At 43.3% G+C, this 12,808-nt stretch carries 9 protein-coding genes; all 9 read left to right on the top strand.

The genetic code is table 11. From position 1 onward, the window contains the following. The first annotated feature begins 2 nt into the window (after positions 1-2). The 9 genes from ACXAH2_RS05065 (at position 3) to ACXAH2_RS05025 (ending at position 12,786) form a co-directional block, all read left to right on the top strand. Positions 3-1,226 (top strand): ABC transporter substrate-binding protein, encoded by a 1,224-nt coding sequence (locus tag ACXAH2_RS05065; RefSeq protein WP_475077090.1) that lies wholly within the window; start codon positions 3-5, stop codon positions 1,224-1,226. Between the two features lie 271 nt (positions 1,227-1,497). Next, positions 1,498-3,039 (top strand): ABC transporter substrate-binding protein, encoded by a 1,542-nt coding sequence (locus tag ACXAH2_RS05060; RefSeq protein WP_475077089.1) that lies wholly within the window; start codon positions 1,498-1,500, stop codon positions 3,037-3,039. Next, entirely contained in the window at positions 3,039-3,971 is a 933-nt protein-coding gene (locus tag ACXAH2_RS05055; protein ID WP_475077088.1) for an ABC transporter permease, read from the top strand. Before ACXAH2_RS05060 ends, ACXAH2_RS05055 begins: the two co-directional genes overlap by 1 nt. Then, positions 3,968-4,756 carry an ABC transporter permease gene (locus ACXAH2_RS05050; RefSeq protein WP_475077087.1) on the top strand — a complete coding sequence of 263 codons (789 nt, stop codon included), beginning with the start codon at positions 3,968-3,970 and terminating at the stop codon, positions 4,754-4,756. The genes ACXAH2_RS05055 and ACXAH2_RS05050 overlap by 4 nt, the downstream gene beginning before the upstream one ends. Beyond that, positions 4,753-6,141 carry an ABC transporter ATP-binding protein gene (locus ACXAH2_RS05045; protein WP_475077086.1) on the top strand — a complete coding sequence of 463 codons (1,389 nt, stop codon included), beginning with the start codon at positions 4,753-4,755 and terminating at the stop codon, positions 6,139-6,141. Before ACXAH2_RS05050 ends, ACXAH2_RS05045 begins: the two co-directional genes overlap by 4 nt. 142 nt (positions 6,142-6,283) lie before the next feature. Then, positions 6,284-6,532, top strand: coding sequence for a hypothetical protein (locus ACXAH2_RS05040; RefSeq protein ID WP_475077085.1), 249 nt, complete (start codon positions 6,284-6,286; stop codon positions 6,530-6,532). A gap of 243 nt (positions 6,533-6,775) precedes the next feature. Then, positions 6,776-11,215 (top strand): PAS domain S-box protein, encoded by a 4,440-nt coding sequence (locus ACXAH2_RS05035; protein WP_475077084.1) that lies wholly within the window; start codon positions 6,776-6,778, stop codon positions 11,213-11,215. Then, positions 11,212-12,123 carry a GGDEF domain-containing response regulator gene (locus ACXAH2_RS05030; protein WP_475077083.1) on the top strand — a complete coding sequence of 304 codons (912 nt, stop codon included), beginning with the start codon at positions 11,212-11,214 and terminating at the stop codon, positions 12,121-12,123. Before ACXAH2_RS05035 ends, ACXAH2_RS05030 begins: the two co-directional genes overlap by 4 nt. A gap of 51 nt (positions 12,124-12,174) precedes the next feature. Continuing rightward, complete coding sequence (locus ACXAH2_RS05025) at positions 12,175-12,786, top strand: MarC family protein (RefSeq protein WP_475077082.1); 612 nt, start codon at positions 12,175-12,177, stop codon at positions 12,784-12,786. The last annotated feature ends 22 nt before the right edge of the window (positions 12,787-12,808 follow it).

The raw sequence follows: 12,808 nt of genomic DNA, 5'->3' as shown, positions 1-12,808 counted from the left end.
ACATGAAAAAGATCCAATCTTTGTTGGTCGGCGCCATGGCAATGACCGCAGCTTCATTGGTTAATGCAGGCACTTTGGTGATTAACTCGGATCAGGCGGATCCAGCACCAAAGAAAGCTTTCGCAGAGATCATTGAGAAGTTTGAAAAAGAAAACCCAGACATCACAGTGAAATACAACCTTTACGATAAAGAAGGCTATAAAACGGCCATTCGTAACTGGTTATCAACCACTCCTCCAGACATCGTTTACTGGTACGCTGGTAACCGCATGAAGGCGTTTGTGGAGCGTGGTTTATTCGAAGACGTGAGTGATATTTGGGATCAAAATGGCCTGAAGAAAACCATGGCTTCCGCCGCGCCAGCGATGACGATTGACGGTAAGCAATGGGGTATGCCGTACACTTACTATCAGTGGGGCATCTATTACCGTAAAGACATCTTTGAAAAATTGGGTCTGGCTGAGCCAACAACCTGGGATGAATTCTTAGCGGTCAACGCCAAACTAAAAGCCAATGATGTCACGCCTATTACCATTGGTACCAAATACCTATGGACAGCAGCAGGTTGGTTTGACTACTTAAACATGCGTACCAATGGTCTGGATTTCCACATCGACCTAATGGACGGCAAGATTCCATACACAGACGATCGCGTTCGTAAGACTTTTGAAAACTGGAAGGTCTTGGTGGATAACGACTATTTCCTAGAAAATCACGCGTCTTATTCTTGGCAAGAAGCTCAGCCATTCTTGTACAATGGTCAAGCGGCAATGTACTTGATTGGTAACTTCATTACGCCAAACTTCCCGAAAGAGTTGGATGGTAAAATTGGTTTCTTCCAATTCCCACAAATCAATCCAAACGTAGGTATGTCTGAAGATGCGCCTATGGATACGGTTCATATTCCAGCCAAAGCGAAGAATAAAGTGGATGCGCGTAAGTTCTTAGAATTTATGTCCCGTGCAGACAACCAAACTTTGGTGAATGCGGCATTGATTCAGATTCCACCTAATGTGAATGCGCAAGCGCCAGACAACTACTTCCTGAACAAAGGGGTGGAAATGCTGAACAAGGCATCTGGTACGGCACAGTTCTATGACCGTGATACGGATCCAAGCATGGCACAAGAGGGCATGAAAGGCTTCCAGGAGTTTATGGTCAAACCTGAGCGTCTTGATGCCATTCTGAAGCGTCTTGAAAGAGCCAGAAAGCGTGCTTTCCGTTAATTAAGTTTCCAAAAACTGAATATCTCGATAAAGCCAGCTTCGATTTAGAAGCTGGCTTTTTTGGTTTCATTGTTTTGTTCTGTCCAGTCTTTAAATACACACCTCGTCCTGAAATATTCCTTGTCCCGAAATGCTCATCCTCAAGAGGTTATTAACCTCTTGTATCCGCTAATGTTTTTCATAGCAAATTGGATTTCTTTTAACTTAAATAAGTGTGATTCTCATAAAATATGTTATATCATAACTTTCTTTTTTGGGTTGAATAGGAAGTATGTCTGTGACTAGGCTATTTATTGTTTTATTGGGGTTGTTGAGTGGCTTGGTCAGCGTGCCTGCGCAAGCACAACCAACGGCAAGTAATACACTTTCGATCAGTGCTGCGTTTGAATTTAGCAGCATGGATCCTTCTAAAAATGGTTACATTTTTAGTCGTATGCAGGTGATTGAAACCTTGTTAAATGTTAATGCAAAAGGCGAGTTAGTGCCTGCATTGGCAAGTGATTGGCGTGTCAGTGATGACGCAAAAACGTGGACTTTCATATTACGTGATCAAGTTAAGTTTCATGATGGCAGCCCACTTTATGCTGACGCTGTTGTAAAGAGTCTACAAATCGCTTTAGAAAAGCACGGTGCATTGCGTAAAGCGCCTATTGTTGCTATCAAGGCGCTTGATCAAAAAACAGTGGCGATTGAATTGAGCAAACCTTACGTGGTGCTAGGCGCGGTGTTAGCAAACTACGCCAATGCCATTCTTTCTCCTGCCGCTTATGGTAAAGAGGGAGAAGTGTTAGCACTTTCGGCAACTGGGCCTTATCAATTGTTGCAATTTTCTCCGCCGCATAAATTAGTCGTTGAGAAATTTGATGATTACTGGGGTAAGAAAGCCAGTATTCCTTATGCTAGTTATCTAACCGGTCACCGTGCAGAAAGCCGTGTTTTGCAAGCCCGTAGCGGCCAAGCAGATGTGGTATTTGGTTTGGATCCTGCCAGTCTTCCACTACTAAAACGTCTGCCAAACTTGTCTCTGCATTCAGATGCCATTCCGCGCACCATAGTGATTAAACTGAATTCGGGTGACCCTCAGTTGAAAGATGTCAAAGCGCGTCAAGCACTTAGCTATGCATTAAACCGCTCTGGTATTGCGGCTGGTGTGTTGCGTATTCCGGGTGCTGGCACGGAACAAATCATGCCGGCTTCCATGGGCGATTGGCATTTAAATATTGCTAATCAGGAAGATAATGGTCAGCAAAAAGCCAGTGCCTTATTGGCTGAATTGGGCTGGCAGAAAAATGCAGATGGTTACTTAGAAAAAGACGGTAAGGTTTTCTCCATTCGTTTGATCACTTATGCGGATCGTCCTGAATTGACCACAGTGGCAACCGCCATTCAGGCGCAATGGGAAGCTATTGGCGTCAAAACCAAAGTGGATGTCACTAACTCAAGTGCGATTCCCATGGGTCACCAAGACGGCTCATTGCAAGCGGCTTTGATTGCGCGTAATTATGGTTTCATTGCCAATCCTCTCGCCGTAATTCTGGCTGATTATGGCAGCAATGGCGGTGGCGATTGGGGTGCGATGAATTGGCATAATGCACAAGTCAGTGAGTTGTTGAGCAAACTAGAAAAAACCACTGACCCAGCTACCTTCCGTCAATATGCACAGCAAGTGGCGCAATTTATTTATGATGAGCGTCCAGTCATTCCTGTTACTTCTTATGTACAGCAAACATCGGTAAGCAAGCGTGTGAAAGGTTTCCACTTCGATCCTTTTGAACGCAGCTTCTTTATCAATGACATGGAGTTTGCGCGTTAATGAAGTCGATGCTTTTTAAGCGACTATTGCAACTCATCACCGTGGTATGGGGCGTAGGCACATTAACTTTTGTGTTGATGCGCTCCTTACCGGGTGACATGGCGTATCGCATCGCCGCTAGTCGTTATGGACAAGATAATGTGGATTCTCAGGCAGCGGCCTTGGTCCGCGAAGAACTGGGTTTGGATCAAAGTGCGTTACACGCCTATTGGCATTGGTTAACGGATTTACTGCAATTCAACTTAGGTAATTCCTTAGTCAGTGGTTTACCTGTGATGGAATCTGTTCAACACATGCTGGGTCACTCTTTGTTGTTGGCTTTGGCTGGTTTGTTGGTTTCTATCTTAATTGCTGTGCCATTGGGCTTACTGTCTGCTTGGCGAGGCAACCCTTTGGACTCTGTTTTAATGGGATTGTCGAGCGCGGTTCGAGCAATGCCTGTGTTTGTACTTGGTGTCTTATTTGTGTTGTTATTCGCTTTGCATTGGGGCTGGTTCCCAGTGGCGGGTTACGGAACCTTCGCTCACCTAGTTTTGCCAGCGGTGACATTGGCCATCAGTTTGGCGGCGGTTTCCAATCGCGTCGTTAGAGACTCTGCGAAACAAACCTTCCAGTCCATTTTCTATCAATTTTCCAAGGTGAAAGGGTTGACTGGCTGGCAGACATTTCGTCGTCATGGGGTGCGTAATATTGCTGTGCCTGTGGTGGCCTTTATGGGCATTCAATTGGTCAGCATGATTGAAGGCATTGTGATGATCGAATCCTTGTTTTCTTGGCCTGGAATTGGTCACGGTTTGGCCCATGCTATCTTTGCGCGAGACATTCCGGTGATTCAAGGAGCGGCATTGGCCATGGGTGTGGTGTTTGTGTTGCTTAATACTTTTGTTGATCTATTGTGTTTGTGGATTGATCCACGTGGGGGAGAACAATGAGCATGATTTTACGTTCTTCTCAATGGTTTGGTTTAAGCATTTTGCTTGCCTTATTGGCCTTTGCTTTGTTGGGCATGAATTTTTCATCTTACAGCATTTCTCAGCAAGATTTGAACGCCATCTTGCAACCACCTAGTGCACAGCACTGGTTAGGTACGGATCATTTTGGTCGTAGTATGCTGAGTCGTATGGCGCACGCAGTGGCCTTGTCCTTTGCTTTGGGCTTTTTGTGTGTGGTGACCTCGGCGATTTTAGGAACTTTGCTTGGCGTGACCTCAGTCTGGGCTGGCAAGCGAGTGGATCAAGCCTTAGGGACAGTGGTGAATATTCTTTTGGCATTGCCGGGATTGGTGATTGTGCTCTTATTTGCGGCGATTGCACCGGGTTCGTTTTGGGTGCTGTATTTGGCCATTTCCCTAGTTCAATGGGTGGAATATTTTCGTGTTACACGTGCGATCACGCAAAATGTGATTCAAAGTCCGGCACGTCAGTCTTCCAAAATGATGGGCTTTGGTACTTGGTATCAGTTTAAACGTCATATTTGGCCAGCGATCGCGCCTTCCGTATTCACTCTTGCTGCTTTTGGTGGGGCGAATGCCATTTTGACCATGGCCTCATTGGGTTTTGTTTATGTAGGGATTCAGCCACCTTTGGCAGAACTGGGCCTTATGACGGTGGAATTATTTCCTTTTTACAGTGAAGCGCCTTGGGTGCTGGCTCAGCCTTTGATTGTCATCGCTTTGATGGTTTTGGGGTTTCATCTATTGGCAGGTAAGCGCACATGACAAGTTTATTAAATGTAACCAATTTGGCTGTGTATGCGAGCGGGGTTTGCCTACTTGAGCCAATCAGTTTTCGTCTTGAAAAAGATCAGCCGCTGACCATTCTTGGGCAAACGGGTTCCGGTAAGAGTTTGTTGGCGCAAGCTATTATGGGGTTATTGCCGGAAGAATTATCGGTTTCTGGTGAGATTGAGGTATTCGGTGAAGCCTTATCTCTTGATCAGCGTCGAGCCTTATGGGGACGGGAAATGGTGATGCTACCCCAAGAACCTTGGCATGCTCTAGACCCTTTGATGAAAGGTGTGAATCAAGTATCCGAAGTCTACCATTTGGTGCAAGGTGTTGACGGAGCCGATGCGAAAGCGCAGGCGCAGCAAGATTTGCAACAGGTGGGTTTGGCTGAAAATGGGCATAAGCGTCCAGGTCAGTTGTCTGGTGGTATGGCGCAGCGTTTGGCCATTGCTGCAGCAACGGCAGCGGGCGCCAACTTGATACTGGCAGATGAACCTACCAAAGGTTTGGATGTGAATCGTCGTGATGGCATTGTGCGTTTATTGCAGTCACGTTCTGCAGATGGTGGTTTATTGACCATCACTCACGATGTGGCCATTGCTCGTCAATTAGCGGGTCGTATGATGGTAATAAAGGGTGGTAATTTGGTTGAACATGGTGACTCCATCGACATTTTAAACCAACCTAAAGATAGCTACACCAAAGCTTTAATTGCTGCTGAACCAAAACAATGGACGCATGCGCCAAGCGTAAGGCCTTCCAATGAAAAAGTGGTGGAGGTGAGCGATTTAGCGATTGAGCGTGGTGGTAAACGCCTGTTTGATTCAGTGTCATTTGATGTTCATCAAGGTGAAGTGGTTGGCGTGGTGGGGGACAGTGGCTGTGGCAAATCATCACTTGGTGATGCCTTGCTGGGGTTATTGCCATTACAAGCTGGTGATGTCAAAAAGTGTCTGGATAATACCCAGCCTTACCAATGGTTGAAGTTGTATCAGGATCCGCCATCTGCCTTTACGGCCAGTGTTACCTTGCAGCAGTTGCTTGATGACTTGGTGACATTACACCAAATAGACAGGGCTCGTATTCCTGTGTTGATGAAACGTTTGAATTTACCAGAAGGTATTTTGACGCGTAATTGTCTTGGTGTGTCTGGGGGGGAGCTGCAACGCTTTGCCATTCTGCGTGCTCTGTTGTTGGATCCCGTGTTTTTGTTTGCTGATGAGCCAACTTCTCGATTAGACCCGATTACCGCTCAGCAGGTAACAGAACTATTGGTAGAACTGGCTCGTGAAACAGGATGCTCTGTACTATTAGTAAGTCATGATCCTGATCTTGTGGCGAAAACCTGTGACCAAGTGATTAAGCTAACGGCTTAATCTGATGACAGGCTAATTTGTCTTTCTTGCAAGCTAAGCCCAAGTCCTGCTGGACTTGGGCTTTTTTACATGCAAATTGCTTTAACTCTTATACTCTGTGTGGTCTAATTTTCCTGATATATCAAATTATTAGGATGCTCTTATGTCTTTTAAAAAATTTGCCTTGTTGCCGCTGGTGGGGATGGTAATGGGCCTCTCTACAGGCGCATTGGCGTTTGATGATTACTGCACACCAAAACTCAATACCTACATTAAAAATGTTCAAAAAACCGTGGATTCAAAATACATTTCTCAGCGCCAAAAAGACGTGGCGCAAAAAATTCTCGATAGAGTGAAAAACAGCCGTAATGATACTGAAGATTGTGTTTTATTAGATAAATTATTGCCATAAATTCAGAGCGGTTTAATAACAGTATAAATGTCTACTATCGACTAAATGCTTGTTTAAAGGAAACGAAGAATAAGCCTCTGTATTTGCGTCTTGATAGGCTATTATTTAGAAAGATCCGAAAGAGAATTACTTAGATGGTGATTATTAGTGCAGCATAGAAGCGGTTGTATTCGTCAATGGACTTATTCGTATATTTTTTAATGCATTGATATAAACATTATTAAAGGGTCATGGAGAGATATTATGTCTAAAGTAGAGGCCACATTAAAAATTGCACAATCTTTGATGGGGGCGTCTTATACTGCTTTGGTATATCAAAACGGAGAAATAGTCTCTAACGGCACATTAACAGAGTATACCTTCTCTGATGCTTTGGCCACTAATTTGGCCATGCAAGGTTCTCGTCGTTTTCTCGATATTGAAACCGAGGTGGATTTGCCACCAATTCTTCAAGACATCTCGTCATTGCGGCTTTGTTTTGTTGAGCCTATTAAACAGTGTCGTGTTGTTTTGGTCTGTCTGGGTGAAGAACCCTACTCAAGAGCTGAGGCCAATCTTGATCAAGATTTGGACGCTTTGGTGAGTTTGCTTGCGACACTTTTATCAGGTCAAAGTGAGGGCATTGCGCGTCAAGATTTATTGAACTTACACGATAATATTCCGGCATTTGTCGCTTTGGTCGACAAAAATCTGCGTTATGAATTTGTTAATGAAACCTATGAACGTCGTTTTTCCTTACCAAGACAGGAAATTATTGGCAAACGTATTCCTGAACTCATACCAGCAGAATATTATTCGGAAATAAGGGGCAAACTTGCTGAGGCACTATTAGGTAAACCTGTTTCCTATAATTATCAAGTGAATATTGGTGATAACAAAGAGCAGCGCTTTATCCAGTCATCTTACGTACCAAGATTTGAAAATGGTCAGGTGACAGGTTTATATCTGTGTATGCAGGATATTACTGCTCAACGGCGAACCATAAATACGCTTAAATCCTTGCATACCGTTACTGCCGATAGTGAGTTATCACTCGATGAAAAGTTACAGAAAATACTTTCTGTTGGCTGCAAACAATTTTCTTTGCCTTTTGGCCTCATTAGTAAGATTGAGGGGTCGCTGTATGAAATCAAATATGCCTTTACCCCAAATGAGGAAGTGCCTGTTGGGGCAACCTTTGAACTTGATGGAACCTATTGCGTTCACACCTTAAACAATGACTTGCCAACGGCCTATCACCATACTGGAATCAGTGAAATTCAAAATCACCCATGCTATGAAGCTTTTGGCTTGGAAGCTTATATTGGCATTGTTATTTACGTTGATAAACAGCGCTATGGAACCTTAAACTTCTCCAGTCCCAATCCTAAGTTTGAAGCATTTGGCGAAGATGATTTTGAGCTGATGAAACTATTGGGGCAGTGGGTGGGTAATGCGATAACAGCTCATCTCGCTGAGGTCAAAATTAAACAAGCTAAACGTCAACAAGAGTTGATTTTAGAAGCCGTACATGAAGGCATATTTGGTATTAGTTCAGAAGGTGAAGTGACCTTCATAAACACCGCTGCTTGTAAGATACTAGGAGATTTATCGGAAAATAAGCTAGGTCAAAACATAGTAAATTTTCTACATTCATCTGACCCACGGCACCATGCTTGTCAGCCTGTTGTTGTGGCTATTCAGCGCACTTTATCCTCTGGAGAAGAAAGCCATGTCAGGGTGGAACATACTTCTCTATCGGGGGATAAATTCGTTTGTGAGTATTCTTGTATAGCGGTTCGAGATGAGCAGAATCGTATTACAGGAGCTGTGGTTTCCTTCCAAGACAGAACGAAACAAATTCATGCCGAACAAGATTTGCGTGAGCAGAAAAAAATGTTCGAGTCTTTGTTCATGAATGCTCCAGAAGCCATAGTGTTTGTCGATCATCACCGCGTTATAAAAATGGTGAATCCTGCTTTTTGTGACATGTTTGGTTATCAAGTTGATGAAGTGATTGGTCAAACTACTGAGCATTTGTATGCCGCTGAAAGTGATTATGTGGACTTAGGTCATAAATATTATGGCGAACAGCACATTGAATTAGACCGTTATCTAGTCGCTTATCGTAGGAAGCAGGGAGACATTTTTCATGCTGAAACCATAGGTAGTCGTATTGAGGATCAAGATGGGCAATTGCTTGGCCACATAGCCCATGTGCGTGATGTGAGTCAGCGTCTTGAGGTTGAGCGCAAAATGATCAATACCAATTTACGCTTGTCGATTGCCGCCGATGCGGCTGGTATTGGTGTGTGGGAATTTGATTTAGCCGATCATCACTTACAATGGGACGATTGGATGTACCGTTTATATGGTATTTCAAAAGACCAGAAAACCAATCCCATGGAAGTATGGGAAGCCAGTGTTTATCCAGAAGACAGAGAGAAGCTGAAAGAAATTCTGAGTGGCATAGAGCAAAGTGGCTTGCAAGTAGAAAATCAACAAGAAGCATCCGCGATTTCGCAAAAATTGGATTTTGATTTTCGTATTACTCGTCGTGATGGACAGTTACGTTATCTTAAATCGAATGCTGCTGTCTTGTTTGACGAGCAAGGTGTTGCCACTCGTTTAGTCGGTGTGAACATGGATATCACATCGCGTAAAGAAACGGAGGAATTACTTCGTACCGTGAGTGAACAGGCGATGGCGGCCAGTAAGGCGAAAAGCAACTTTTTAGCCACCATGAGTCATGAAATCAGAACGCCATTAAATGGTGTGCTTGGCATGGCAGAATTAATGGCAGGCACTCAATTAGACAGAGAACAAAGCGAACAATTACGTGTGCTTCGAGATTCAGGTGAAAGTTTACTTGAGTTGATCGACGGCATTTTAGATTTTTCTAAGATTGAGGCTGGCCACTTGTCTATTGAGCGTGTGGATTTTGATCTGGAAAAAGCCATCTTTGATGTGGTGCGCTTACTGATGGTGAAAGCGGAGGAGAAAGGTATTGATTTGTTGGTTGAATATCAAGATTCCTGCCCACGCTACTTGGTTGGCGATGTATTTCGTATCAAGCAGGTCATCATAAACCTTGTGAGTAATGCCATCAAATTCACTCATGTCGGACATGTATTGGTGTCGGTGAAAGGTGAGACAGATCAACAAGGTCACGTTTCTATTGAGATGAGTGTCTCGGATACGGGAGTAGGCATTGCTAAGGACGTTCAGCCACATTTATTCAATGCTTTTGTGCAGGCAGACAGTTCAACCACGCGTAAATTTGGTGGTACTGGTTTGGGCCTAGCCATCACCAAGCAATTGGTTGGATTAATGAATGGCAGTGTATCATTGGACAGTGAGTTAAATACGGGTTCTTGTTTTAATGTCTCGTTAACCTTGCCGGAAAGTCACGCCAAACCAAGGCAAGAAGCCGTTACCGATGAAGCTTTATTGGTCGGTAAGAAAACCATTGTTATTGATGACAATGAAACCAATCTCACCATTCTTAAAAATCAATTATCTTCTTTTGGTATTGTAGCGCATACCGAGTGGAAACCGCGAAAAGCCTTATCTCGAATTCATTGGGCATACGATAATAATCAAGCTTACGAGATTATTATATTGGACTACATGATGCCCGAATTAGATGGCCTGATGCTATCAAGAAAAATTCGTGAATTATGTGGTTCTTTATATCAGCCAACTATTTTGATTACCTCATCAGCGGGTTTGTTGTCGCATCAAGAACTGACCGATGCGGGCATCAATTTATGTATTGCCAAACCAATGGGAGCAATGAGCTTGAAGAAAGGTTTGGCTTATTGTTTGTCTAAAAATGTGTTGGCCTATCAAGTCATTACCGATGATCCAAAAGCAATGGAGCAAGCCAATATGGCGCAAACTGCCGCCCAGTCAGAAAGCCGCGGACGTATTTTGGTAGTTGAAGATATGAAAGCCAATATGGCGGTTGCTCATGGCGTACTGAGCCGCATGGGATTTGACGTAATTGAAGCAACAAATGGTGCTATCGGTGTGGAATGTTGGCAGGAATATCATCCGAATTTGATTCTGATGGACTTACACATGCCAGTGATGGATGGTTTAACGGCCATGAGGCACATTCGACAAGCAGAAAAAAATCAGCAATTAAAACGTGTTCCGATTTTTGCGTTAACGGCCGATATCATGCCTGAAACCTCGGCTGAAGTTTTTCGTGCTGGTGGTGATGGTGTCGTTCCTAAACCTTTTAAACAGATTCATTTGTCTCAGATTATTGAAGAATGGTTACCTAATAATGACCATGATTCATTTGCCTCTAAAGACCTGGTTCAGCCTGCTCAGTATGAAAAAAATTCACCTGAAAATGTGATTGATATTAGTGTTTTGCACAGTCTTAAGGAGGCTCTAGGAGGTGATATCTGTTTATTAGTGAATGCTTTCTTTGAGGACACGGAGAGTTTGGTGTCTCGCTTTGATGGGATTCATTTTGCATCAGAAGAAGCAGAAAAAATCAGTCAGTTAGCGCACAGTTTAAAATCTGTCAGTCAGAATGTAGGAGCAATGGCATTATCCGAATTGGCTGCTAGGCTTGAAATACAAGGACGTGAAGGGCTGATTACAGACTACGAACAGCAAACTAAGAATCTTAAGATTATGTATCAAAAAGTGAAAAATGAATTAAATCGTGTGATGACTGAATTATGAAAGTACTAATTGCCGATGACACAAATACGGATCGTTTGTTGCTGAAATTGCTTTTGAGTAAGCTTGGATGTGACGTGATTGAAGCCAAAGACGGTTTAGAGGTAATTGAAGAGTACCAAACCCATATCAATGACATTGATCTTATTTTGATTGATGTGCAAATGCCCAAAATGAATGGTTTTGCAGCCGTTCAGCAGATTCGTTCCCTACAACAAGAAGGTGGGCAAGAGTGGTTTCCCATCATCTTTCTGAGTGCCAGTGACCAAGAAGGTGATGTTGAAGACGCGATTCACGCCGGTGGTGATGACTACTTGATAAAACCCGTAAGCCAGAAGATTCTTTCAGCAAAAATGCTAGCAATGCGGCGCATAGCGGACATGCGTGGTCGTCTTGTTAAATCTAATAAGATGCTTGAAAAGTTGGCCTCAACAGATCATTTAACGGGTGTCTCTAATCGTCGCAGTTTTGAGGTGATGCTGGATAATGCCCTAGAAAGTGCCAATAATGAAATGGGGTTCATCGCATGCGGTATATTTGATTTGGATAAATTTAAACATATTAATGATGCCTATGGTCATGATGTGGGTGACAAAGTACTTATTGAAGTGAGCAATTGTGTTCGAAAAAATTTATCAAAGCAAGATAAGCTCGGGCGCTTGGGCGGCGAGGAGTTTGGTGTGATTCTGTTTGATGATCATCAAGATAAGCTTGTTAAGCGTTTGGAGAACATTCGATTGGAAGTTGAAGAATGTGTGATAAAGAGCAAACAAGAAAAGATTAAGGTAACCATTAGTATGGGAGCGGTCATCTTATCACCCCTGTTGAATACTAAGCGTAAAGTGCTTAAACGAGCGGATGAACTCTTATATAAAGCCAAGGATCAAGGCCGTAATCAATTGTTGATGTAGCGGGTGAAGGCTATAATCCCGCCCTATTAAAATGGCGTAAAACGAAACCCTATGAATACTGATTTTTCTATTCTTTCCGCTACCTTGTTATTTCTCTTTGTTATTGACCCTTTTGGTAACATTCCAATTTTATTAGCGGCCATGAAAGGCGTGGCGCAGAAACGCCAGTCACAAATTGTTCTTCGCGACGGTTTGATTGGCTTGGTTATTCTGGTGTGCTTTTTGTTTTTTGGCGCTGAGTTTCTGGCTTTATTGCATTTAGAAACCGAGTCAATTTCCATTGCTGGTGGTGTCGTGCTATTTGTCATTGCGTTGAAAATGATTTTTCCCAGTTCAATTCAAGCGGACAAGCATCAACCCCTTGAGCCTTTTATTGTCCCTATCTCAATTCCGATGCTTGCAGGTCCATCGACTTTGGCGACTTTGTTGGTAATGGTAAAAAGCTATCCGCAACAACAAACGAGTTTGTTAATTTCAGTCTTTGCTGCTTGGGGAATATCTGTCGTGATTTTAGCTTTGGCGCCTTTATTGAATCGCATTTTGAGGGAAAAGGGGTTGGCAGCGTTGGAACGATTAATGGGAATGTTGCTATTAATGATGGCCGTACAAATGTTGGTCAATGGTGTCCGTAGTCTTTTTACCCATACCATGGCTGCACTGTGATTGGCGTATTGAGAATGTTAAG

Source organism: Marinomonas sp. ABL3_031 (assembly GCF_056161265.1).
This window is presented reverse-complemented; position numbering and strand designations above follow the sequence as displayed.

Excerpts from the sequence above, each read along its gene's own strand:
- ACXAH2_RS05065 (WP_475077090.1), top strand. The coding sequence starts at position 3 with ATGAAAAAGATCCAATCTTTGTTGGTCGGCGCCATGGCAATGACCGCA.
- ACXAH2_RS05060 (WP_475077089.1), top strand. The coding sequence starts at position 1,498 with ATGTCTGTGACTAGGCTATTTATTGTTTTATTGGGGTTGTTGAGTGGC.
- ACXAH2_RS05055 (WP_475077088.1), top strand. The coding sequence starts at position 3,039 with ATGAAGTCGATGCTTTTTAAGCGACTATTGCAACTCATCACCGTGGTA.
- ACXAH2_RS05050 (WP_475077087.1), top strand. The coding sequence starts at position 3,968 with ATGAGCATGATTTTACGTTCTTCTCAATGGTTTGGTTTAAGCATTTTG.
- ACXAH2_RS05045 (WP_475077086.1), top strand. The coding sequence starts at position 4,753 with ATGACAAGTTTATTAAATGTAACCAATTTGGCTGTGTATGCGAGCGGG.
- ACXAH2_RS05040 (WP_475077085.1), top strand. The coding sequence starts at position 6,284 with ATGTCTTTTAAAAAATTTGCCTTGTTGCCGCTGGTGGGGATGGTAATG.
- ACXAH2_RS05035 (WP_475077084.1), top strand. The coding sequence starts at position 6,776 with ATGTCTAAAGTAGAGGCCACATTAAAAATTGCACAATCTTTGATGGGG.
- ACXAH2_RS05030 (WP_475077083.1), top strand. The coding sequence starts at position 11,212 with ATGAAAGTACTAATTGCCGATGACACAAATACGGATCGTTTGTTGCTG.
- ACXAH2_RS05025 (WP_475077082.1), top strand. The coding sequence starts at position 12,175 with ATGAATACTGATTTTTCTATTCTTTCCGCTACCTTGTTATTTCTCTTT.